Genomic DNA, 23,591 nt, shown 5'->3' with positions numbered 1-23,591 from the left:
GCTCCTGGCGATGGCCTTGCTCTCGGTCGAAGGGTCATCTACCCGGCCGGCGAGGTCAACGTCTTGTTCCGATCCCGCGGGGCAAGCAGACCTGTCAGGTGCTCACGGAAGCGCCGACGCCGGGCGAGCGTGCCGAACAGGTCGTCGACACGGGCCGCACGGCCTTCCCACGGACCCGGAACCGACGGCCACGGAGGACATGCGGTCATGACGCACCTCGCACAGGCATGAAACCCCTACCCCTCAGGGCTTGCCGCATTCACGATCCGCCGTCAACGAACTACCGGTAGCAGGCATCTCGTGCACGGTCGCACTCTGCTCGACCGGAAGCCGGTGCATGCGAAGGTCGTTGATCTTCGCGGCTGGATCGGCTGTGCCGAAGGAGATTCCGAATAGCAGCTTCAGGTCCTCGGGCACGCCAAGCACTTCTCGGACCACGTCGGCATACATCCCCAGCACTGTCTGCGGGATGCCGTGGAACCCCCGCGCGGTCAGCGACAGCAGGAAGGTCTGGGCATACATGCCGATGTCGCCGGCGGTGCGCACCCCGTCACCGAGTACGGGCATGAACAGGAATGCCGCGTGCGGTGCACCGTAGAAGCGCAGGTTGTCGCGGACGACTTCGTCCCTGCCCTCGGTGTCGGACCGCGCTACTCCCCAAACCTCGTAGACAGTGGCGCCGTGGCGCTGCGCCCGCTCGGCGTAGAGGCCGTCGCCGTAACCGGAGGTGAAGTCCGCGGACGTCCGGTCTTCGCCGTAGGCCGTCAGCATTCCCTCGCTGATCGCATCTCGCGCCGCTCCCGAAGCGATGTGCACAGCCCACGGTTGGGTGTTGCTGTTGGAGGGGGAGGTCTGAGCATCTTCCAGCACGCCCTGGATGTCGGATGCCGACATCGGGGCGGGCAGGAACTTCCGCACGGAGTACCGCGACCGCAGCAACTCGACGAGTGGTGTGGTGGCAGTGGCCATCGGAGCTCCTCGTTCTGGACGGTTCGTCGAAGGGGGATCGCCGGGGATGCCGGTGCAACTTCTCTAGCGTGCTAGAGTCTAGCGTACTGTTCAGTAGTGATCGAGGCAATGGGGGTGGAGTCACAGTGACCAACACGGATGAGCTCGGGCGGCAGTTGTCGTTCGCGTTGTACGGCGCCGCCAACCGGGTGATCCGGTTGCACAAGCCTTTCCTGGAGCCGCTGGGACTGACGTTCCCCCAGTACCTGGCGATGCTCGCCTTGCTGGACGGCGCGCCGCAGACCGTGGGTGCGCTGGGTGCCCGCCTGGACATGGACACCGGCACCATCACACCCCTGGTGAAGCGCCTTGAAGCCGCCGGGATGGTCACCCGCGTACGCGATCGAACGGACGAACGTCGCGTGCTGGTCGATTTGACGGATCAGGGTCGCGCGCTGGAGGCAGATCTTCACGGAATCAACGCGAAGATCAAGACGGCCTGTCGGCTCACCTCGAAGAACGTGGACGACCTTCGGCACACCCTTGAAGGACTCGCCCACCCCGCGGCCGACTGATCACCGCTCAACCAACTCTCGGATGGGAGCGATTATGACGGACAAGACCGTGGCCATTGCGTTTCCGGGCCGCGTCGGTGTGTTCTGGAACAGCGAACCCTGGCCGATCCGCGAGGCGCAGAACATCGCCCGCGAGATTGAAGCCCTGGGGTTCGGGTCGCTGTTCATGCCCGAGGGCGGCGGCAAGAACGCGCTTGTCGAGTCAGCGGCTTTCCTGGCAGCCACCGACCGGCTCGTCGTCGGCACCGGCATCGCCAACATCCACTTCCGGATGCCCATCCCCGCCGAGACCGGTGCACGCACCCTCGCCGCCCTGCATCCCGAACGGTTCGTCCTCGGCTTGGGCGTCAGTCACGCACCTTTCGTGGAGGAAACCATGAAGGGCACCTACGGCAAGCCGCTGGCCACAATGCGCACCTACCTGCAACGGATGGACTCGGTACCCGCGGAAATCGAAGAGGGCGCCCGACCCGCCCGCGTGCTGGCCGCCCTCGGACCGAAGATGATCGAACTCTCCGGTGAACTCGCCGACGGCGCCCACCCCTACCTCGTCACGCCCGAACAGACCGCGGCAACCCGAGCGATCCTAGGACCTGGCAAATGGGTCATCTCGGAGCAGGCCGTAGCGATCGGCGGCGACGCGCGGGACCAACTCCGGCGCGCGCACAGTCACCTCGAGTTCTACTCACAGATGGACAACTATCGGAACTCGTGGCTGCGACAAGGATTCGACGAGTCCGATCTGGTGATCGGCGGATCCGAGCGGCTGGCCCGCGCGCTGGTCGGTATGGGATCGCCGGCGGAGGCGGCCGCATCGGTGACCGCACACCTCGACGCCGGCGCCGACCACGTCGTGGTGCAGATCGCCGTCGAGTCACCGACCACCGACCCGCTGCCCGAGCTGCGCGAACTCGCCGGAGCTCTTCAGCTGTGACGGGAGCGATACTGCGTCCAGCCGCGCCGGACCGCCGCTCGCGGTCGGGTACCGAGCAGGGCGTCGGCTTGTGGCAACGACCGCGTCGCCCGTGAGACCCGCCGATTCCTGAGACGCCGCCGGCGACAGCCGCACATCGTCCGCGGCTACTTCCGGGCACCACACGTCCGCCACGCCACCGTGCGGGCAACCGAACACTCTCAGCTCACCACTACGCGGCGCGCTGCATCAACTGTTCCCGGCGAGCCGCCACCGCGGAGCCGGATTCCCGGCGGGCCATTCGCCGCAACACCACCGGCGCAAGCATGAACCCGACGACCGCCCACAGCCCCAGCACACCCACCACCTCCCACCCTCGCCAGGTTCCGCCGATCTCCGCCAGCGCCAGGTCGTCGGGCAGCAGAGCCGACCGCAGCCCGAGCCCCAGCCAGTACACCGGGAACATCTGGCCCACGAGCTGTAGCCATCCTGGCAGCGCCGTGATCGGGTAGAACACCCCGGACACAGCCACCAGGGCCATCAGGAACAGGGTGATGAAGCCCAGCGTCTGCACGTTGGAGAACAGTGACCCGAGCACCGCGCCGATCGGCAGCGTCGCCACCAACCCCAACAGCAACACCAGAACCAAGTCCACCCATGAGGACACGCGGTCCACCTGCAACCCGTCGAACAGGAAAGTCGTGGGGATCAACAAGATCACCACGGTCGCCACGGTCATGCCGGCCTTGCTGAGCACCTTCCCCACCAGGTATGCGGACATGCCGTGCGGCGTGGCCTTGGCACGGAGCAAGGTGCCGTCCTCGCGGTCGGCGGTCAGCGCCATCGCCAACCCCAACAACGCGGTGAAGACCACGTTCATCCCGAGGATGCCGGGGATGGCCTGAGCGCCCAGGGTGACCCCGGTGCCGGGCACAGGGGCGTCGCCGACGAAGTACATGATGAGCAGCGCCGCCAACGGGATCCACAGCCAGGAGACCAGCTCCACCACGCTGGTGGCGGTCTGCCGGAATTCGATCCAGGCCCGGTCCAAACCCGCGCGCAGCGTCACCGCGCCTTTGCCCACCGCACCGCCGATCATGACTTCGCTCCGCTCAGCTCGCGTGGTACCCCGGTCCCCTGGCCGGTGACGGCGTTGCGGACCATGGTCAGGTAGACGTCCTCCAGGTTCGCCCGGCGGATCTCCAGGTTCCCGACGGCGCGGCCGTGCCGCTCGAACAGCTCTCGCACGTACGCAGTCGCGTCGTCGACGGATCGGACCTCGGGGCGGCCGTCGATGCTGTAGCGCACCTCGGCCTTGCTGGACACCCGGGTCGCCAGCTGCGCCGGGCTGCCGTCGGCGACGACGACGCCGCCCGCCAGGATCAGGATCCGGTCGGCAAGCTTCTCCGCCTCGTGCAGGTCGTGGGTGGTGAGCAGGACGGTCATGTCGTCGGCTGCGGTCAACCGCTGTACGACGTGGTGGAAGTCCTGCCGGGCCTCCGGGTCGAAACCGGTGGTCGGCTCGTCCAGGAACAGCAGGTCGGGACGCCCCACCAGGCCGATGGCCACGTCCAGCCGCCGCCGCTGGCCGCCGGACAGCGCGCCGATGCGGCTCCCGCCCTGCTCGGTCAGCCCGACCATGGCGATCAGGTCGTCGACGTCGAACGGGCGCGGGCGGTCGGGGGTGCCGTAGGGGCGGTAGTAGCGGCCGAAGTGGGCCAGCAGTTGGCGTACCCGCCAGCGGCCGTGGTCGCGCCAGGACTGCAGGACGATGCCCAGGCGGGCGCGCCACGCCTCGTCGCCGTGGTCCGGGTCGACGCCGAGCACCTCGACCCGACCGGCGGAGCGCTTGCGGAAGCCCTCCAGGATTTCGATCGTGGTGGACTTGCCCGCGCCGTTGGGGCCCAGCAGCGCCACGACCTCTCCGCGTCGCACGGTGAAGTGCATCCCGGTGAGGACGTCCTTGGTCCCGTAGCGCATGCGCAGGTCGTGGACTTCGATGATCGGCGCGGTGCCGATATCGGCGGGATCCGCGCGCGGTGGAGGAACGTCGTTGCCGTCCATGTGTTGAAGAATATCATTGAACAATACGTTGGTACTTCTTCCGAGTTCTGCCTGATCGACTGAGTCGGTGCTGCGCCAACCTTCGAATCGGTGTTGAACCGACCCGGTCAGGGGGAGTGAGGTGGGCAAGGACGGGACCGCGCTGCGCCCGGTCGATCCGGCGCGGGCGGCCGGCATCTCGACCCGGCGGGTCCGCAACCATCTCGACGCGGGGGTGCTGCCCCCGGCCGAGCGGTCCGAGTTCGGCTACCGCCGGTTCGAGGAGCGCCACCGCCAAGTCCTGCTCACCTCCGGCGTGCAGCATCGCCGGATGCGGGGTCGGGGGCGACCGTGGGCACAGGTGTGCCCTCCCGGCGGACGCGCCAACGCGGACCTGCTTGAAATCGGCTACTCGATCACCAGGGAGGCGCGCTTCTCGCCGGCTGATCCACAGACCTCAAGTATTGTACATCGTCGAAAAATCCACCGTTCGTGAGCGAAGGAGCGCGGCGATGGCGAGGAAGGTCCGGATTTCATCCTTGGCACCGATAAACCTCCCCGTCCTGATTACACACGAATGGGTGGCACGGACCATTCGATGGTTACGGATGTGGCCATGGCGACGATATAGCCTATGTGGTCGGCGTGTCCGAGGGTCTGCCCTGCGGAGCCCATCACAAGGGAATCCGGTGGTGAGGTCCGTGATGGAATCCGGGGATCTGGCCGAGGCCGCGGATCAGGCGGTGCGACGCTGTCAGGGCGCGGGGTTGTCGCGGGCCGACGCCGAGGACTACGTGCACGAGGCCCTGCTGACCCTGCTCATCCGCCAGAGCGACCCGGACGCCGCGCCCGTGACGTCGGTGCGGGCCTGGCTGACCACGGTCGCGCACCGCAAATTCCTCGACCACCTGCGACAGACCGGTCGGGAGCACCGGGCCATGTCCCGAGTCGAAGGTCGTCCCGTTGACGAGCCCGATCCCGCCGAGACGGTGACCGAGCGGGCGCTGGCCGCGTGGCTGACGCGGTCACTGCAACAGTTGCCCGGGACCACCCGACGGGTGTGCGAGTTGACCGCCGCCGGCGCGGACGTGGAACAGACCGCCCGGTCGCTGGGGGTCACGCCCAGGGCGGTCCAATCACACCTGACCCGGGCCCGTCGCCTGCTGCGCCACCTGGCAGCCGGCGCCGCGGCCGGCCTCGCCGCGGCCGGCGTCACACTCCTGCGCCCCGCCACCGCGGCGGTCGTCCCGCTGGCCGCGGCCACCGTCGGCGCGGTCACGTTGCTACCGCACCACTCACCACTGCCGCACGAGGCACCGCCGCCCGTCGCGATCCACGCCCCCCGCACAGGCGGCACACCGGACCGGCACGGCCCGTTCACCACAGCCACCATCCCGGACATCGCGTCCACCACCCCCCGCGACAACGGACACACCACCGAGCCGCAGCTGGTCGACCTCCACCCGACCACCCAACGACCCGCCGACGCCACCCACCCCGGCACGGCCATGCCGTCCACGACCTCCCGGCCCGTCGCCACCACACCGGCGTCCCCGAAGGCCGACACCGGCTCGGCGCGGTCGACCGCCACGATCACGCCCGTGCCGTCCACCGCGCCACGGCTGCCCTCCGGGTCGCAGCGGTCCATCGCCACGTCCGCACGAGGTTGTCCCGTGCACCCGCCCGATCCCACCGCGCCGACCGGTTCGGTCAGCGACACCCCGCCGGGCTCCTCGTCCTGTCCGGCCCCCGTGCTGCCCAGCCACCCGCCGGCAGCACCCACGACGCCGTCGTCCTCCACCGGCTCCGCGACCACGGATCTCCCGACGGGTTCGGAGCCGTAGACCGGCATCAGGCGCAGGCGGATCGCCCCGCCGCGATGGGCCGGGCACCGGTCGGCGATCCGGCGACACGCGGCGACCAACTCGGTGTTGTCGGCGCCGGGCATCGTGGGCTTGTCCCCGGGCTGCTGAGACGAGTGGCCACCGGGCGACGCGACCCCGTACAACCAGGGGACGATCAATCCGTCGCACTGGGCCGATCGGATGAACATTTGCGTAGTGGGCCGTGCTCGGACGTCTACAGGGTGAAGGGACGCACCGCGCATGCCGTGGCAGTCCCTTCCAGGCAGTCATCGACGAGCACCCCTATGTCGTTGCCCGTCCACACCGGACGGCTGTGGCGCCCTCCGGACGGGGAGAGAACATGCGTGGTGGAGAAGCCCACGGGCCGCTGCCGTTGTTTCGGCAGCATCGGTGCTGTTGTCGCTGACCGTGACGGCGTCTTCGGCTGTGGCGGTTCAGGGCTGTACCGGTTTCCCGTCGTTCTGCGCGTGGGAGCAGCCCTTCGTGCAAGGGGACGTCCGCACTCTGAACGGCCCTGAGCCCAGTTCGCTGGAGCCGAAGGACTAGCAGGGCTCCCGGCCCGGAGGGTGGGGGCAGGCGCGAGGACGAGTGGAAGGGCTGGTAGGTGCCGGTGAACGGTTACATCGCGCCGGCGATGGGCTTCCGGCCCGACGCCACGGCGCTGGAGTGGCTCGCGGTCATCGGGCTGCTCGGGCTGCTCACGTTCGCGCTCACCTGGCCGGCCGCCGCGTCCGGGCTCGTGACCGAGGATCCGGAGCAGGCGAGCAACACGCCGCCGATCGGGCACGAGCGGTGCCGGCGCTCGGCTGGTGCGTCGTGATCACGCTGACCGGCTACTCGTGGGCACGCAGGGCCCTCAACCGTCCCGCCACGGGAGGCACGCGATGAGCGACCGGTTCTGGCTGCCCGGCGAACGGCCGGGGCGGCCCGTCGAACTCGACGAGGAGCGGGGGGTCTGGAACGTCTACGGCCACGCCGAGACGCTCCAGGTGCTGACTGATCCGGCGACGTACACGTCCGACACCGGCCGGCTCATGCCCGGCGTCATGGACGACTCGTACCGCGAAGGCAACCTCGTGCGGATGGACGGCCTACCGCACCGCAAGCTGCGCAGGCTCGTCAACCACGCGTTCACGCCGAAGATCGTCGCCGACCTGGAGCCGCGGATCCGCGACCTGGCCACGGAGCTGCTCGACGAGGTCGAAGGGCGCGACGAGCTCGAACTGGTCGCCGACCTCGCCTCCCCGCTGCCGGTGATCGTCATCGCTGAGCTCCTGGGAGTGCCGAGCGGCGACCGCCACTTGTTCAAGCAGTGGGTGGACAAGATGATCAACTTCGACGAGCTGCCCATGAACGACGACCCGGAGGAGCTGAAGCGCGAGGTCGCCGCCCAGCTGGCGCAGGTGCAGCCGATGTTCGACTACCTCCACGAGCACGCGGCGGAACGCAGGCGGCGGCCGAGGCAGGACCTGCTGAGCCAGCTCGTCGAGGCCGAGGTCGACGGGGAGCGCCTCTCCGACAACGAGGTCGTGAACTTCGTGAGCCTGCTGCTCGTTGCCGGGCACATCACGACGACCATGCTGTTGGGCAACACGGTCCTCTGCCTCGACCGCGACCCGGAGCAGGCCGCGCGGGTGCGGGCGGACCGCACGCTGACGCCGACCGCGATCGAGGAGTCGCTCCGGGTGTCCACGCCGTCCGCGATACTCGCGCGGGCGACGGAGACGGCGGTCGAGCTCGGCGGTCAGCGGGTCCCGGCGGACCAGATGCTGATGCTGTGGCTCAGCGCGGCGAACCGGGACGAGCGCGTGTTCGCCGACCCGGACCGGTTCGACGCGGGCCGGCAACCCAACCCGCACCTGGGGTTCGGCAGAGGCGCGCACTTCTGCCTCGGCGCGCCACTCGCGCGGCTCGAGGGTCGGATCGTGCTGAACCTGCTACTCGACCGGTTCCCCCTGCTGCGCACGATCGAGGACCGGCCGCCGACGTTCATGCCCTCGCCCGAGCTGACGGGCGTGAGCACGCTGCCGCTGCGGGTCGTGGACTGACCTCCGCCGGCGCCGCGAGCCGCAGACCCTCGCGGTCCAGGCCGGCGTACGACGACACCGCGTCCTCGTACGCCGGCCTGCCGGCGTGCTCCGCCGCGGCCCGCGCGGTCGCCGACGTCCTGGGGGAAGGCGAAGTCGCAGTCGTCGGCCCCGCGCAGCAGGGCGCCAACCGTCGCACTGGGCCGATCGGATGAACATCTGAGTAGTGGGCCGTGCTCGGACGTCTACAGGGTGAAGGGACGCACCGCACATGCCGTGGCAGTCCCTTCCGGGCAGTCATCGAGGAACACCCCTATGTCGTCCGTCCACACCGGACAGGCGCGACACCGCAAGGACGAGGAGAGAACATGCATTGGTGGAGAAGGCGACGAGCCGCTGCCGTTGTCGCGGCAGCATCGGTCCTGTTGTCGCTGACCGTGGCGGCCCCTTCGGCCATGGCGGCTCAGGGCTGCATCAGCATCCCGACGTTCTGCGCCTGGGAGCAGCCCTACGCGAAGGGGGACGTCTACAACCTGGTCGACCCCGAGGCCAGTCGCTGCTACAACCTCGATGGGGCGCGAAGGTCGTTCGTGAACGACACGCTGTACACGGCCATGGTCTACAACGCCCCGAACTGCAGCAGCTTGTTGTTCACCACGCTCCTCCCTCGCGGCTTCATCAACGAGGCCTTGCCGCACTACAGCGTCCGGTTCCTCCCCATCTGACAGGACCGTCCGGGTGACCGGACCGGGTCGACCCATCCGATCGACATCGATTTCCGATGAATCAAGGAGGTTGTGATGTTCGTTCAGCACACGTCCCTTCCCGCGGTGGCCGCCGCGGAGGAGCGGAGCGCGTTGGAAATCCTGATGACGGAGCCCGAGGCCGGTGTCAGCGACGTGCCGCGTTATGTCGAGATGCCCAAGGCGCTGCTGCTGCTGAAGCTCAAGCTGTCGCCGCCGTTGCCGAAGGAGCCGAAGGACTAGCAGGGCTCCCGGCCCGGAGGGTCGGGGCAGGCGTGAGGACGAGTGGAAGGGCTGGTAGGTACCGGTGAACGGTGAACGGTTGCAAGTGTCGCTGACGGACGCGGCGGCCGAGGTCGCCGCCCGTGTCCTCGGCGCCGTACGCGGCGCCGAGGACATCGGGCTCGCCGACTACGTGGACACCAGTGCCGACCTGAAGACCGCCCTGGGGGCGGTCCGGCTGATCGGCGCGGACATCTTCGCTCCGCACCTGTTGCTGGACCGCCCCGTGCACCACGCCGACGCGGCGGTCATAACCCGCTCCTTCGCCGCCTTCCCCCCGGCCGGACAGGCCGGCACCCGCCGACAGCAGGTCGTCGCGTGGCGGGACTGGGCGACAGGCCGTTTGTTGGCCTGCGCCGCCGACCCGGCGTCCGCCGAACCGGGCCTCGCCCCGACGGCGGCGCCGGAGACGGCAACGGCGCTGCTCGACGGTGCGAAGACCTGGCAGGAGTGGTCGGCGAACGCAGCGCAGCTCTCGCCACTGGCGCTGCCGGGACTGGGCGGTCCGATCGCGGCGGCGGTGTTCGAAGGGGCACGCCCACTGGCACGAGGAGTCACCCGTGCGCTGCTGCGCCGGGACTTCGTCACCGCGGCGCGGTTGATCCGGTGGATGGCGTTGTCGAGCAGCAGCGGCGTGGGACAGCCATTGGATCCGGCCTTGCTCGTCGAGCGCGTCCGGTTGTACGGCGGCACCGGCTCACGGCTGTCACTCGACCTGGCCATCGCCCGCCGGCTGCTCCGATCGGAACCGGCATGACGACCTCGCTGACCTCGATCGCGCACAACGTCGCCCACCGAGCCCTGACGTACCTGCACGACCATCGGGACGCCGACGTCTTCCCGGACGACATCCCGATCGAGCCGGAGGACTCGGACACCGTCTACAAGCCCATCGCCGAAATCGGGATGGCCGCGGCCCTGGTGCTGCGCGAGGGGGTGGGGGGCACCGCACAACTGCACGCCGCGCGCGAGTTGATCGACTTCACCTGGCACCGGCTGCGCCAGGGCGACCTGCTCTACGAACGCCAGGTGCGCAACTGCCTGCTGACCGACCCGATCGAGGTGTACTGCCACTTCATCCACGGCGGCCACCACCACGAGCGATTCGAGCGGTTGGCGGTGCACAACGCCGCGGTCCGCTCGGCGCCCGAGGTCTACCCCAACCGCCGGCTCGCGGTGGCCAACGCCTACCGGACATGCGGCATACCCACCGATGACGACTGGGGATCCCTGCTGCGGGCGACCTGGCTGGGCGCCACACCACCGCCCTGGGCCATCGACTGGGACACCGCGTACAGCGTGACCCACACCGTCTTCCACGTGACCGACTGGGGTGGCAGACCCCATGACCTGCCGCCCGACATCGCCGACTACCTCGGCAACTGGCTGCCGGTGTGGACGGACGTGTGGTCCGAAGTCGGCGATTGGGACCTCGTCGCCGAACTGCTGGTCGTGGACGCCTGCCTGCCGGAACCGCGATTCGACCTCGACGTGTGGACGCGAATCGCCTCCGTGCAGCACAGCGACGGCCTGATGCCACGCGACGGCGCGCCCGTCGACGACGACCGGGTCCAGCGCTTCTGGGACCACCACCATTCCACCACCGTCGCGGCGATCGCCGGCACGCTGGCGGTGTCCCGGCTGCTGGGCAACGGCCGATGACCGCGATCGGCGCTCCCGACCTGGACGAGCTGATCCGACCGTTGCTCTCGGGCGCGCCCCATTCGACCGGCACGACGGTGGCGGCTGTGCGCGGCGAGCGGACAACCCTTCGCGTGAGCGGCTTCACCGCTCACGACCGGACACAGCCGATCACACCGGAAACCCGGTTCGAGATCGGGTCGATCACCAAGACGTTCACCGCGTTGCTGCTGGCCGAGATGGTGCGACGCGGCGAGGTCCGCTACGACGACCCCGTCGACGACTACCTCCCACCGGGATGGCGACTGCGACGTCCTGCCCCCATCACGTTGGAGCACCTCGCCACCCACACCTCCGGCCTGCCACAACTACCGCTCGCAGCGATGCCCAGGGTGCTGCCCACCTTGTTCACCAACACCTACCAGGCCCTCGGCCCGGACCAGGTCCGAGCCGGGCTGGCCCTCGCGCGGTTGCGATCGGCACCGGGCTCGCAGTTCCGCTACTCCAACATCGGCGTCGGACTGCTCGGCTGGTTGCTCGCCGAAGCAGCCGACCTCCCGTTCGAGCACCTGCTCGACCGACGCGTCCTGCGGCCCCTGGGGTTGACCAGCACCAGCGGCACCCCAAGCCCCCAAGCCGTCGGCCACTGGCGCGGCAGACCTCTGCCACCGTGGCACATTCCCGGTTTGCCCGCTGCCGGACTACTCCGCTCCACCGTCCACGACATGCTGACCTACCTCACCGCACACCTCACTCCCGACGCCACGCCACTGGCCTCGGCACTCGCCGACACCACCCGCCCCCGCATCCCGCTGACGGACACGGCCGACCTCTGCCTCGTGTGGTTCCGCCGGGTGAGGCCCGGCCATGACCTGCTATTCCACTCGGGCGGAACCTGCGGGTTCACCGCCTTCGTGGGATTCAGCCCTCAATCGGGCACCGCGCTGGTGGCTCTGACCAACGCCGGGGGGACTCTGCGCGGCAGTTTCATCCAACGCTCCTACGAGACGCTCAGAGCCATCGCCGCGATCAAGTGACGCGCTGTCGAACGGCCACTGCCTACAGACACGCCAACACTGGGCCTGACCCGGAGACTGTTTCAAGATCGGTCTGTTCGGCCCGACACGCCGGGCCTGGGGTCCGGTGGGATGGGCACTGTTAGTGATGACAGCTGAGCTTGTGATCGCACGGAAGGAGGACACCGGAGATGAACGACTGGGCCGCCCGGCCGCTCGACGCGGTGTACGCGGCGGTGTTCCCCGACGCCATCCACGTCAAAGTGCGTGACGGCCAGCTCGCCAACCGTCCGGTCCACACCGCGATCGGTGCCACGGTGGACGGGCGCAAGGACGTGCTCGGGCTGTGGATGGGCACCGGCGGCGAACGTGCGGTCGCGCACCGGTTTCTGTTCACGAGGCCGAGTCGATGCGGGGCGGCGGCCGTCAGCCGACCGCGGACGCCGTTTCGGTGATGCGCGGGTCGAGTCCGTACTGGTGGGGCACGCCGAGGTTCGCGCGCAACGTCGTGCCCGGGTACTCGGTGGGGTAGATGCCGCGTCTCTGCAGGATCGGCACGACCTCGTCGACGAAGGCGTCGACGCCGTCCTCGTAGATGTCGGGTGTGACCCAGAAGCCGTCGGCGGCTCCCGCCTCGAACCACTCCTGCAGGTGGTCGGCGTGCAGCTGTCCCGGGCCCACGACCGTGGGGTGGAAGTCGATCACGCCGTGGGCCAGGACGTCGCGCGGGGACCATCCCTGGCGTGCCACCGCGAGAGTGTTCGACGAGCGCGGGTCCCTCGGTGAGGCGTGCGCGGAGGCGAGCTGCTCCGGGGTGAGGGGCTCGTCGTACCGGTCCGGGCGAATCCGGATCCCGAGCATCGCACCGAGGTGGGGCAGGCGGGCCTCGATGACGTCGCCCGCATGTTTCAGGCGCCGGTCGAGGCCGTCGCGCACGGTCGGCGCGACGGTGGTTATGATGCCGGGGATGTACTTGATCTCGTCGGGGTCGCGGCCGGCTTCGCGTGCCGCGTTCCGCACGAGTTCGCGCTGGGCGCGCGCCTCCTCGATCGTCCACACCTCGGCGATGAAGCCGCTGGCGTAGCGGCCCGCGATCGACAGCAGGTGCGGGCTGGGTCCGCCGGCGGTGAAGACGACGGGCTGGCCCTGTTCCGACGGGGGGATCGCCAGGGGGCCTCGCGATGCGAGGTACCGGCCCTTCAGGTTGATCGGTCGGAGTTTCGACGGGTCGATGAAGCGGTTCGCTTCCTGGTCCTTGACCCATGCGTCCTGCTGCCAGCTGCCCCAGAGCGCCTGGACGATCCGGATCGCCTCGTGGGCGCGCCGGTAACGCTCGTCGCGGTCGGCGACGGGTCTGCCGTAGTTGGCGGCGACGGCCGGATCGCTCGTCGTGACGGCATTCCAGCCTGCGCGGCCGTGGCTCAGGACGTCGAGGGCCTTGAACTGGCGTGCCGTGTTGAACGGCTCCTGAAAGGTCGTCGACCCGGTGGCGACGAAGCCGATGTTCGTCGTCTCGCGCGCGACGGCGGACAGCTGGATCAGCGGGTCCATGAGGTTGCTGATCGTCGAGTGCTCGACGTCGCCGCGCACCGCGGGGAAGTCGGGGGTGAACAGGAAGGTGAACTTGCCGCGCTCGGCGGCTCTGGCATGACGCACGGTGGCGTCGACATCGGCGTACGCACCCGGGTCCACGTGCGGGGCGCGCCAGGCGCCGTGCAGGCCACCGTACCCGTCGATCAGCCCCATGCCGAGGATGAGCTGCTTGTCCGTCATGGTCACCGGGCCACCGTCTCGCCGACCGCTGCGTCGGTGGCCGGTGCGCCGGCCACCGCCTCGCCGCTGACCGGCACGGCCGCGACCGTCACGTCGGCGGCGTGACTCGGTGTCCGACGGACGAAGAAGGCGCCCACCAGCACGAGCAGGCCGATGGCCCAGGCGGTCAGGAAGGCGGCGCGTCCGGCGGACGTGGCCTGGTCCGTGCTGAGCACGCCGGCGTCCCGAGCACCGGAACCGATGGTGTAGGTCGAGATGAACACCGCACCGAAAGCGGCGCCGGCGAGCTGCTGGGCGGTGGCGAAGGCCGAGGCGCCGTGCGGGTAGAGCTCGGGGCGCAGGCCGCCCATCGCACTCGTCGTCAGCGTCGCCCACATCGCGGCCTGCGCACTGGTGAACACCAGCCACGCGACGATCAGCGTGACCACGCTCGTGCTCTCGTCGACCCGGCTGAGGAACCACAGGACGGCCAGCCAGACGATCGCGGCGGGGATCATCAACGGGCGTGGGCCGAAGCGGTCGTACACCCGGCCGCTCGCAGCCGCGACGATCGAGATCGCCGCCCCGCCGGGGATCAGGAAGAGGCCGAGCTGCAGGGTGCTCAGGCCGGTGACGTGGGTCAGCACCAGCGGGAGCACGACCAGCAGTCCGATCCCGTTGCCCGCGACGAAGAGCATCACCACCAGAGGTGCGGTGAACGACCTCCGGAGGAAGATCCGCATGTCCAGGAACGCGCTGTCGCGACGCTGCAGGGGGATCTGCCGCAGAACGAACGCCACCAGGCCCACCAGGCCCACGGTGATCGGCAGGTACGGCGAGGTAGAGGTGTGCCCGGAGGACGCCTCGCCGATCAGGGAGAGTCCGTAGACCAGGCCGCCGAACCCGAGCGCGGACAGCAGCAGCGACGGCACGTCCAAAGCCACCGGCTCCGGGGTGGTGGTGTTGCGCAACTTCCACGCGCCCAGCGCCAGCGCGGCAACCGCGAACGGCAGCATCAGGATGAACAGCCAGCGCCAGCTCAGCGTGGACAGCACGAGACCTGACAGTGCCGGCCCGACCGCCGGCGCCACGGCCGGGACGGCCGTGGTGATCGCCATCATCCGGCCTCGGCGAGCGACGGGGACCAGGCGCATGGTCGTGGTCATCAACAGGGGCAGGAAGACGGCGGTGCCGGAGGCCTGGATGACGCGGCCGGCCACCAGGACGCCGAACGTCGGCGCGATCGCGGCGAGTGCCGTCCCGACGATGAACAGCGACAGCGCGACCAGGAAGACCGCTCGCACGGGGAACCGCCGCATCACGAAACTGCTGGCCGGGATCAGCACGGCCATGGTCAGCAGGAATCCGGTCGTGACCCACTGCCCGGTGCTCGGGGTGACCCCGAAGTCCTCGATCAGCGTCGGGAGCGCGACTCCCAGGAGCAACTCGTTGAGGAAGACGATGAACGTCGAGACGATCAGGATCCCGATGACCAGGGCGACGCCCGGCGGAAGCCGGTCGTCGGAGGGGACCGCCGGTGCCGGAGCGGCGACGTCAGATTCTGATGGGGTGCTCATGTGCGTGCTCGCTGTCTCAGGAAGCCGGAAGAGGAAGATCAAACGGTGCGACGTGCGAAGTCATCGGCGCTCAGGAGTCAGGTCCGGGACGCGTCGCGAAGCCCACATGGGTGCGCCGCATCGTCCGCGGTGTCGCGCTCTGCGGGCGGCATTGTGGGAGGTCGTTGGCCCGGACCATGCGACCATCGTGCAACCTTCACATCATGTGAATGTCAACCCTGAAGGACGAGGGGTCGCTCACACCCCGTCAACCTTGACACGGCTGTAACGTTGCGCAGGTGCCGAGGAGGTGGTCATGAAGATCGGTGAACTGGCGAAACGCACCGAGGTCCCGGCGCGCATGCTGCGCTACTACGAGGAACAAGGGCTCATCACGCCCCGGCGGCAGCAGAACGGCTACCGAGAGTACGACGAATACCTGGTGGATCGGGTGAAGAAGATTCGCGGCCTGCTCGACTCCGGCATCCCCACGCGCATCATCGGTGACATGCTGCCGTGCCTCAACCAGTCGCAGGAGATCGTTGTCGCTGATCCCGATCCTGAGCTGCGCGAGATGCTCGTGCGTGAGCGCGACCGGATGGCCGAGCGCATCGCCCTGCTGGAGCACCACCGCCACGCCCTCACCCGGTACATCGCCGCCATGGACCGATCCACCGCTGCGACGACTGCGGCCCGCGTACCGACATGATTCTCGACCTGGGGTGACCGGAGCGACCTTGCTTTGATATCGACCCGGACCAGTTGCTCTCCACCACGCGGGCGGTCCGCAAAAGCCTCGACTTCACCCGGTCGGTGCCCGCCGCTCGCGCTCCTCGGCCTCCGCGCCGGCAGCCACGGCATGGGCAGGCTTCGGCCCTTCGCCCACCACTTCACCGCCGGAGGCCACAGCACGTTGGCGCCATGCTGAAGAAGCGGACCAAGGTGCTCGGCGCACGCCAGCAGGCTCGTGTCGGCGACCCGCTCCACCTCGAACACCGCAAATGGTGCGGCCCTCCGGCTTGCCGCCCTTGTGCTTCGTGCGGGCGCGACGGTTGGCGCGGGCGAGGTCCTCGACGTCCAGGCGCAGTACCTCCTCGGCGTGGGCCGCAGTGGCGTAGAGCATCGACCACGGCGTCCGGTCCTCCAGCGGCCACCGGCGGTCGATGACCAGCTGGTCGATCTCGGCGCGCGGCCGCACTCGGCTGTCGGTGGGCTGGTGCTCGCGGCGCAGCCCGTGCAGCACCGCCTCGGCGTCACCGATCCACTCCTGCTCGACGAAGTACGCCAACGCGGACGCCACGGCCGCGCGCTTGGCGTTGAACGTCGCCGGCTGCCGGTGCCCCCACGCGGTGCGGATGTCGGTGTGCAACCGCTCGCGGGCTGGGCCGGGCTCGTTCAACTCGGCGACGCCGGCGAACGCGACCGGCAGGGCGGAGGTGTAGGAGCGCACGGCCTCAGGGCCCACCGAGGTGTCCAGATCGAGCAGGACCCGGGCCCGCCTGATCGGCGACGCCGGATGCGCACCCGTGGTGATCAGCCGGATCAACTCCTCACGATCCCGCGCTGACAACCTGACCGGCCGCTTCAACCGGGACGCCATGTCAACAGTCCTTGTCCGGCAGGGAGAAGGACCTGCCGGACAACAGCCTCTCAGCCACAAGCACCACAACTAAGCAGCGATACGCTACTAGCGTCGTACGACATGGCGACGGTCACGCGGTTGACGGCGGTGATGGTGGCCGTGGTGGCATTGTTGGGCGGACGCAACAATGCTTGGCGCGGTTATCGAGTCGAAAGTGATCGGTTGCCTGTGGTTTGACGTGCGTGGTCGAGGTCGGGGGTGCGCACCGGTCGTCCCCTGCGGAGCAGGAGGTGTCCGGGGTCCCTGCTCGGTCGGCGGGAACCCGGTGGCGCGCCTACCGGCAGCGGCAGCCGCACATCGTCCGCGGCTGCTTCCACGCCCCGCGCGTCCGCTGCGCCACCATGCAGGCAACCGGACACTTTCGGCTCAATATCTCACGCGGGCAGGTTGAGCTGCCAGGAAACGCCGAACCGGTCGTTGACCCAGCCGAACTTGCGGCTGAAGCCGTAGTCGCCGAGCGGCATGAGCGCCTGGCCGTCCTCGGACAGCGCCGCGTACAGGCGGTCCAACTCCTCCTCGGTCTCGCAGTTCACGTACAGCGAGGTCGACGGGGTGAAGGTGAAGTCGTGCGGTTGGGAGCTGTCCATGCACGCGTACCGCTGACCGGACAGGGTGAAGGTCGCGTGCACGACCGAGCCCTCCGCCCCCGGACCCTCGGGGCCGTAGCGGGTGATCGTCAGGACCTCCGAGTCGGGCAGGAGCGACGTGTAGAGCGTCATCGCCTCCTCGGCTCGGCCTTGGAACATCAGCAGCGTGGTGATCTCGGGCATGTCGCCAGACTCTAGGCCTGTCGGGGGTCCGGCGTAGCCGGAACGCCGAGTTGGCGGCCGGGTCGCGGTCGTGCATGCCGGGCAGGGCCCGCCACTTGATGCCGTTGTCGACCACGTAGCCGATCACGTCGACCCCACCCCGGTTACCGGTGTCGTCACGGCTACAGCAGCGCCCGTCCGCGGCGAACTGACGGGCCCAAGCCACTGTACCGGCGTGAAGATCGCCTTCTGGAACATATCGCGCTCTCCGTCATCCCCGGCACGCCCGTCGTGGCTGCAACCGGTGCCACGATTCTGACGTCGCCGGGGTACGAGGCTGTCGAGCTGGTGTGCGATCGGAGCTGTGTCGGCATCCGCACCGCCCAACCCGCTCCACCTCCCGGCTCCCGATCGGATGGTTAGGGGGTCTGGCCGCCTTCCTTTTCGAGGGCTCGCACGTTGTTGCCTCGCGGCAGTCATGGCGCGGACCGCAGCGTGGTACACCGCGTCGTTGTGACAGCAGCACCTGGTCGGCCGGGAATTGACCGGTGTGGACACCGTCGATCAGCGTGTCCCTGCTGACGCGCAACGCGGCGAGGAAGTGCTTGGTGCTCGCCAGTCCGAGCCGGGTGAGGACGTCGAGCACCTACCGTGCGGCCTGGAGTCCGACTGCGACCTGGTCGCGTGGAGATCGCCGGACGGGAGCGGTGTGCCTTGAGCGAGTAGTGTTACGCGATGTGACAAGGTGTGTTGCCCATTCGCACTGCTCCGCGGCCCAGCCACGCCCTGCTGCGGCCCACCGATACGCCACTGTTCACCGACGGTGACGGCGGGGGATGTGAAGCGCGAGCGTTCGGTGACGGTGGGAGACGCCGCACCGGAGAGGTTCGATTTGCCGGGCCTGGTGGACGACCTGGGTGTGGCCGTCTGGGAAGCGGACGTGGCGACGCGTCGCTTCACCTTCGTCTCCCGCTACGCCGAAGTGCTGCTCGGCTACCCGCTCGACCGCTGGTTCGACGGGTGGGACAGCCTGGTGGAGCTGGTCGACCCCGCCGACCGGTCCGAGATCCTGCGCGGGTGGCGCATCGGCGTCGAGCAGGACTACTTCGAGCTGGAGTTCCGGGTCACCGCCGCGGACGGGCGGGTGAGGTGGCTGCGATGCCGGGGCAGGGTCGTGCGCGACGAGCGCGGTCTGCCCGTGCGGGGGCGCGGGATGCTGGCGGACGTCACCCGGCGCCGGGACGCGGAACAGCACGACCGCTTCCTCGCCGACCTGGAGCAGCGGTTGCAGCGACTGGGTGACGCGGAGCAGGTCATGGCGACGGTCACCCGGTTGTTGCGGGAGCACCTGGCGGCCGACCGGTGCGCCTACGCCCGCGTGGAAGCAGACGAGGACCACTTCGTGATGAGTGGCGACCACGCCACCGGTCTGCCGTCGCTGCGGGGCAGGTTCGCGATGTCGGCGTTCGGCGAGGACGCGTTGCGGACGATGAGGGCGGGACAGCCGTGGATCGTGGCGGACGCCGCGCACCACCCGGGGCTGACCAGCGGTGACCGCGACACCTACGAGCAGACCGGTATCCGAGCGGTGGTGTCGGTGCCGCTGCTGCGCGACGGGCGGTTCGTCGCCGGTCTGGCGTTGCACCAGGCCTCGGCCCGCCACTGGACCCCCGCCGAGGTCGAGGTGATCTCCGTGGTGGTCGGTCGGTGCTGGGAGTCGTTGCAGCGGGTGCACGCCGACCGGGCGCTGCGCGAGAGCGAGCAGCGCCACCGGCTGCTGGTCGAGCAGGCCACCGACGCCATCTGGATCCTCGACCGCGACTCCCGGTTCGTCGAGGTCAACCCCGCCGCGTGCGCGTTGCTCGGCCGCACCCGCGAGGAGCTGCTCGGCACAAGCGTCGCGGACCTGGTGGTGTCCGGTCGGGATGCCGGCGCGCCGGGTCACGACACCGATCCGACAGCCGGGCGCGTGGTCACCGAGGTGTGGCGGGTGCGTCGCGGCGACGGGACCGTGATCGCCCTGGAGCTGAGCGTCCAGACCACCCCGGCCGGGGCGCAGGCCATCGGCCGCGACGTCACCGAGCGGCAGCGCGCCGAGGCCGAGCGCGAGCTGCTGCTGCGGCGTGAGCACGAGATCGCCGAGGCGCTTCAGCGCAGCCTGCTGCCCCGGGAGCTGCCGTCCCTGGACCGGTTGGCGACCGCGTCTCGCTACCTGCCCGCGTCGACGCACGCGCAGATCGGCGGGGACTGGTACGACGTGCTGGAGCTCGACGCGACCACGGTGGCGCTGTGCGTGGGCGACGTCGTGGGCAAGGGCCCGTCCGCGGCGGCGGTGATGGGGCAGCTGCGCACCGCACTGGCCGGTTACCTGCTCGACGGGCACTCGCCAGCCGCGGCGCTGGAACGCCTGGACCTGTTCGCCCGGCGGGTCAACGGCGCCACCGGCAGCACCTGCGCCTGCCTGACCATCGACCACACCACCGGGGTGCTGAGGTGGGCGGTGGCCGGGCACCCGCCGCCCCTGGTCGTGGACACCGGGTCCGCGCGGTACCTGTCCGGCGGCGGGGGAGCGGTGCTGGGCACACCGGGGCGGCGGCCCTACCTCGATCAGGACGACGAGCTGCCCGAAGGCGCGACGGTCCTGCTCTACACCGACGGACTCGTGGAACGCCACGACACCCCGATCGACCAGGGCTTGACCCGCTTGCTCACCGTCGTCGAGGACGCGGCCGGCGCAGCGCCGCACGCCTTGGCCGACGCCGTCACCGACGCGCTGCTCTCCGACGGCCAGAGCGACGACGTGGCTCTCGTCATCGCCCGCCGCCTGCCCGCCCCGCTGCACACCACCCTGCCGGCGCAGCCGTCCTCGCTGGCCGTCATGCGCCGGGAAGTCACCGCGTGGTCGAGCACCGCCGGGCTGCCCGCCGACCTGCTGGACGACCTGCAACTGGCCCTGGGCGAAGCGGCGGCCAACGTCGTGGACCACGCCTACGGCCAGGACAGCGGTGACGTGGAGTACAGGCTGGCCACCACCCCCACCGGCGTGCACGTCACCGTCCGCGACCACGGTCGGTGGCGGCCGGTCCCCGCGGATCCCGGCTACCGGGGACGGGGGATGCAGATCATCCGGACCTTGGCCGAGCAGGTCAGCTTCGACCACGGCGAGGACGGAACCGCTGTCGACTTCCACCTCGCCCCACAGGCCGACGCCCCCGCGCGACGAGTGCCGATCGCGCCGACCGGGCACGGGGCTGCGAGCCTGCTCGCCGATCCGGGCGGCAGTACCGCGAGCGTGCGGCTGACCGGCGACCTGGACACCGCCACCGTCGGACAGTTGCACGCTTCGGTGATGTCCCGGGTCGCCGGCACCGGTGACCGCGCCGTCGAGATCGACCTCACCGACGTGCGCTACCTCAGCAGTTCGGGCATAGCGCTGCTGCTCGACGCCGCCGCGGCGGCCACCCGAGCCGGCCGAGCAGTGACCGTCGTGGTCGCCGAGGGGGCCGCGCCCGACCGGGTGTTGTCCCTGTCCGGGTTGCACGGATTGGACTCGGCTGGATCGCTCGTGATCCGCCGGAACTGACGACCACCAGCCGGTGGCGATGTCATGCCGGGCAGCGTCATGCCGGTCAGCCCGGTGTTCGGCCGTGCCGGGTTCCGAAGCTGATCGTGAAGCGGGGCCCGGTTCGCAGGAGTGCGCGCTCCTGCGAACCGGGCCCCGCTGCCCACCTGCCGTGGTCATCCACCCATAGGCGCCCCCGAGCGGGCTTCCTGGGCGTTCAACGGCCGCAGGGTCAGCGTGTACTCGTAAGTGCTGTCGGGTCGGACCTGGCTGCGGGTCCGTACGGGGTTGGGTGTGTCGCCCACGCCGGTGACGGCGTGGCTCGCGTGCAGGGTGACCCAGCCCTTGTTGCGCTGGAGCTGGAAGGGGTAGGCGGCCCGGTCGAGGTCGTCGTACGGCGTCACGCTGACGTCCTTCGCACCTGCCACGAGCAGTCCGCCAGTCTTGCCATCGGTAAGCAGCGCCCATCGACTGTCGGTGTGGTTGCCGTGGTCCTGCGGGCGGTGGTAGTCGACGTACTGCTCGTCCACGGTGGACGAGTGAACGCCGATCGGGGTGCCGTCCTTGCGGTCGACGTAGCTCTCCGCCTCGCGCCCGTACCAGGCGAACCGGTCGTAGCTGTCCGGCACCGCCAGCGATACGCCGATCCGGGGCAGGTAGGGCAGCGTGCGCATCGCGCCCTGCGGCGTGACCTTGTGCCCGAGCCGAAGCACACCACCCCGTTCGACGCTGTAGGTCATGGTCTGGTCGAACCAGGCGCCCGTCACGTCGGGAGCGGCCACCCGGCTGTCCACGACGACGCGCACAGCACCGGTGGGAGCCGGTTCGACCCGGACGCCGGTGACAGTCGTGGCGAGTCGGTCGAGTCCGACCGCTCGCCAGTCCTCGCCCTCCGCGCGGCCCCACCGGAACGTCTCGTTGCTGATCGGGGCGCGCCAGGCGTCGAGCTTGGGTCCGCTGCGCAGCAGTTCGCGGTCGCGGACCTTGATCGACGACAGCGACCCGGTCTTCTTGTCCACCGTGTAGCTGACGCCCTGCGCGGACGCAGTGACCGTCGCCGCGTCGTCGGTCGTGATCGCGGCAGTGCCGCCGCGAGTGCTCCGGTCCTGGTCGAGTCCCGGAATCCTGGTGCCGCCGAGGGGGAACTGGTCGTGCGCGAGTACGTGTCCGGCGGGGATCATCGGTCCGGCCGACGTGGTGACGGCCTCCACGGTGAGGAACCGTTCCCGGTCGGCCGGGTTCGGCGGTGCGGGGATCCGGATCGTGCCCGTCGAGTTCTCCGCCACGCGCAACGGTTGGTCCCCGCGAGCCACGACGCGCGAGCCCTCGGTGACGCGCCACCGCAGTGTCAGGTCCTCGGTGCCGGTGAACTGCCGCTCGTTGAGCACCGACAGCACGCCGTCGGTGTAGCCGAATCGAAGCGGCTGCTGCGCCCATGCCATCTGGGTCGTCTCGGGCTGGGGATCGCGGTCCGGGCTGACCAGGCCGTCGAGTCCGGAGATGCTGGAGCCGTAGGACAGGTGGGTGCCGCGTTCCTCGACGCGGTCGAAGTCCAGGGCCAGCACCGCGCCGCCCACCGGCACCGGCGCGTTCAGCTCGGCCGGGGTGAGGGTGCGGTCGTAGATGCGGACGTCGTCCACCGCGCCGTGCGCCATCCGGCCGACGTTGCTCGGGTCGTTCCACGAGGTCTCGAAGTCGCGCCCGATGTTGACCTCGGCTGAGGACTGGTCGATCGCGCCGGTGAACGGCGTGCTCGCCACCTCGCGGCCGTCGATGTACAGGCGCAGCGCCGTGCCGTCGTAGGTGCCGCTGACCCGGTGCCAGTTGCCGTAGAAGTCGGCCGGCACGGTCGCCTGCACCGCCTGCCAGGTGCCGCTGTGGATGAAGAACTCCAGCGTGTTCTCGGTCTTCATCTTCAGCGCGTACTGGTGGTCGCCCTTGCCGACGATGCGGAAGTCACCGGTCCACCGCTCCGGCTTGACCCACGCGTCCAGCGTCAGCGCCTTGCCGGTGATGTCGAGCTTGCGGTCGCGGTAGACCTCCACGAAGTCGTCCAGGCCGGACATGAACAGCGCCTTGCCGCGGTGGCCGTCAACCAGTTCGGGGGCGCCGGACAGGTGCGCGGAGATGTTGTTCCCGGACGAGTCGGGCAGGATGCGGACCTCCTGCCGGATGCTGCCCTCGGCCCAGTCCCAGATGAAGCCGCCCTGGGTGGCCGGGTTGGCCCGGATGACGTCCCAGAACTCGCGGAAGTTGCCCAGGCTGTTGCCCATGGCG

21 protein-coding genes and 1 pseudogene are annotated in these 23,591 nt (G+C 69.7%); 14 read left to right on the top strand and 8 right to left on the bottom strand.

Annotation, left to right across the window (positions count from 1 at the left end; translation table 11 throughout):
• Nucleotides 1-243: 243 nt before the first annotated feature.
• Nucleotides 244-969 carry a nitroreductase gene (locus tag ABD223_RS38740; protein ID WP_344042436.1) on the bottom strand — a complete coding sequence of 242 codons (726 nt, stop codon included), beginning with the start codon at nt 967-969 and terminating at the stop codon, nt 244-246.
• Between the two features lie 125 nt (nt 970-1,094).
• Here ABD223_RS38740 and ABD223_RS38735 point away from each other — a divergent pair, with 125 nt between their 5' ends.
• Both ABD223_RS38735 and ABD223_RS38730 read left to right on the top strand, forming a co-directional pair.
• Nucleotides 1,095-1,523 carry a MarR family winged helix-turn-helix transcriptional regulator gene (locus tag ABD223_RS38735; protein ID WP_344042434.1) on the top strand — a complete coding sequence of 143 codons (429 nt, stop codon included), beginning with the start codon at nt 1,095-1,097 and terminating at the stop codon, nt 1,521-1,523.
• A gap of 34 nt (nt 1,524-1,557) precedes the next feature.
• Nucleotides 1,558-2,457: an LLM class F420-dependent oxidoreductase gene (locus ABD223_RS38730; RefSeq protein WP_344042432.1), complete on the top strand. Its 900-nt coding sequence runs from the start codon at nt 1,558-1,560 to the stop codon at nt 2,455-2,457.
• 211 nt (nt 2,458-2,668) lie between these two features.
• On the opposite strand, the gene ABD223_RS38725 is transcribed toward ABD223_RS38730, so the two are convergent.
• Both ABD223_RS38725 and ABD223_RS38720 read right to left on the bottom strand, forming a co-directional pair.
• Nucleotides 2,669-3,535 carry an ABC transporter permease gene (locus tag ABD223_RS38725; protein WP_344042430.1) on the bottom strand — a complete coding sequence of 289 codons (867 nt, stop codon included), beginning with the start codon at nt 3,533-3,535 and terminating at the stop codon, nt 2,669-2,671.
• Nucleotides 3,532-4,500, bottom strand: coding sequence for an ABC transporter ATP-binding protein (locus ABD223_RS38720; RefSeq protein WP_380648800.1), 969 nt, complete (start codon nt 4,498-4,500; stop codon nt 3,532-3,534). The genes ABD223_RS38725 and ABD223_RS38720 overlap by 4 nt, the downstream gene beginning before the upstream one ends.
• Before the next feature lie 121 nt (nt 4,501-4,621).
• Between ABD223_RS38720 and ABD223_RS38715 the strand changes: the two genes are divergently transcribed.
• The 10 genes and pseudogenes from ABD223_RS38715 to ABD223_RS38670 form a co-directional block, all read left to right on the top strand.
• Nucleotides 4,622-4,975 carry a MerR family transcriptional regulator gene (locus ABD223_RS38715; protein WP_344042428.1) on the top strand — a complete coding sequence of 118 codons (354 nt, stop codon included), beginning with the start codon at nt 4,622-4,624 and terminating at the stop codon, nt 4,973-4,975.
• 208 nt (nt 4,976-5,183) lie between these two features.
• A complete protein-coding gene (locus ABD223_RS38710) occupies nt 5,184-6,323 on the top strand; it encodes an RNA polymerase sigma factor (protein WP_344042426.1) in 1,140 nt (379 codons plus the stop codon).
• A gap of 631 nt (nt 6,324-6,954) precedes the next feature.
• Nucleotides 6,955-7,164, top strand: a complete 210-nt coding sequence (locus tag ABD223_RS38705; RefSeq protein ID WP_344042424.1) for a hypothetical protein — start codon at nt 6,955-6,957, stop codon at nt 7,162-7,164.
• Nucleotides 7,165-7,228: 64 nt separating this feature from the next.
• Nucleotides 7,229-8,392 carry a cytochrome P450 gene (locus ABD223_RS38700; protein ID WP_344042422.1) on the top strand — a complete coding sequence of 388 codons (1,164 nt, stop codon included), beginning with the start codon at nt 7,229-7,231 and terminating at the stop codon, nt 8,390-8,392.
• Nucleotides 8,393-8,796: 404 nt separating this feature from the next.
• Nucleotides 8,797-9,096 carry a peptidase inhibitor family I36 protein gene (locus ABD223_RS38695; protein ID WP_344042420.1) on the top strand — a complete coding sequence of 100 codons (300 nt, stop codon included), beginning with the start codon at nt 8,797-8,799 and terminating at the stop codon, nt 9,094-9,096.
• A 75-nt stretch (nt 9,097-9,171) separates the two neighbouring features.
• A complete protein-coding gene (locus ABD223_RS38690; protein WP_344042418.1) occupies nt 9,172-9,357 on the top strand; it encodes a hypothetical protein in 186 nt (61 codons plus the stop codon).
• 64 nt (nt 9,358-9,421) lie between these two features.
• Nucleotides 9,422-10,153 carry a hypothetical protein gene (locus tag ABD223_RS38685; protein WP_344042416.1) on the top strand — a complete coding sequence of 244 codons (732 nt, stop codon included), beginning with the start codon at nt 9,422-9,424 and terminating at the stop codon, nt 10,151-10,153.
• Nucleotides 10,150-11,058, top strand: a complete 909-nt coding sequence (locus ABD223_RS38680) for a DUF6895 family protein (protein ID WP_344042414.1) — start codon at nt 10,150-10,152, stop codon at nt 11,056-11,058. Before ABD223_RS38685 ends, ABD223_RS38680 begins: the two co-directional genes overlap by 4 nt.
• Nucleotides 11,055-12,074 (top strand): serine hydrolase domain-containing protein, encoded by a 1,020-nt coding sequence (locus tag ABD223_RS38675; protein ID WP_344042412.1) that lies wholly within the window; start codon nt 11,055-11,057, stop codon nt 12,072-12,074. The genes ABD223_RS38680 and ABD223_RS38675 overlap by 4 nt, the downstream gene beginning before the upstream one ends.
• Before the next feature lie 167 nt (nt 12,075-12,241).
• Nucleotides 12,242-12,508, top strand: a pseudogene (locus ABD223_RS38670) (transposase); the annotation flags it as partial.
• Here the strand turns inward: ABD223_RS38670 and ABD223_RS38665 are convergent.
• Nucleotides 12,480-13,826 (bottom strand): NtaA/DmoA family FMN-dependent monooxygenase, encoded by a 1,347-nt coding sequence (locus ABD223_RS38665; RefSeq protein WP_344042505.1) that lies wholly within the window; start codon nt 13,824-13,826, stop codon nt 12,480-12,482. The pseudogene ABD223_RS38670 and the gene ABD223_RS38665 overlap by 29 nt on opposite strands.
• Nucleotides 13,827-13,828: 2 nt before the next feature.
• Complete coding sequence (locus ABD223_RS38660) at nt 13,829-15,382, bottom strand: MFS transporter (protein WP_344042410.1); 1,554 nt, start codon at nt 15,380-15,382, stop codon at nt 13,829-13,831.
• Nucleotides 15,383-15,677: 295 nt separating this feature from the next.
• Here ABD223_RS38660 and ABD223_RS38655 point away from each other — a divergent pair, with 295 nt between their 5' ends.
• Complete coding sequence (locus ABD223_RS38655) at nt 15,678-16,070, top strand: MerR family transcriptional regulator (protein ID WP_344042408.1); 393 nt, start codon at nt 15,678-15,680, stop codon at nt 16,068-16,070.
• Nucleotides 16,071-16,163: 93 nt separating this feature from the next.
• On the opposite strand, the gene ABD223_RS38650 is transcribed toward ABD223_RS38655, so the two are convergent.
• Nucleotides 16,164-16,907 (bottom strand): hypothetical protein, encoded by a 744-nt coding sequence (locus tag ABD223_RS38650; RefSeq protein ID WP_344042406.1) that lies wholly within the window; start codon nt 16,905-16,907, stop codon nt 16,164-16,166.
• A 470-nt stretch (nt 16,908-17,377) separates the two neighbouring features.
• Entirely contained in the window at nt 17,378-17,773 is a 396-nt protein-coding gene (locus ABD223_RS38645) for a VOC family protein (RefSeq protein WP_344042404.1), read from the bottom strand.
• Between the two features lie 835 nt (nt 17,774-18,608).
• Here ABD223_RS38645 and ABD223_RS38640 point away from each other — a divergent pair.
• Nucleotides 18,609-21,335, top strand: coding sequence for a SpoIIE family protein phosphatase (locus tag ABD223_RS38640; protein ID WP_344042402.1), 2,727 nt, complete (start codon nt 18,609-18,611; stop codon nt 21,333-21,335).
• A gap of 155 nt (nt 21,336-21,490) precedes the next feature.
• Here the strand turns inward: ABD223_RS38640 and ABD223_RS38635 are convergent.
• A partial coding sequence (locus ABD223_RS38635; RefSeq protein ID WP_344042400.1) for a beta-galactosidase small subunit-related protein occupies nt 21,491-23,591 on the bottom strand: 2,101 nt, incomplete at its 5' end.

The organism is Saccharothrix xinjiangensis, from assembly GCF_039527585.1.
In the GTDB taxonomy this organism is placed as follows: domain Bacteria; phylum Actinomycetota; class Actinomycetes; order Mycobacteriales; family Pseudonocardiaceae; genus Actinosynnema; species Actinosynnema xinjiangensis.
The sequence above is the reverse complement of the archived record's forward strand: the minus strand, read 5'-3'. Positions and strand labels throughout refer to the sequence as shown.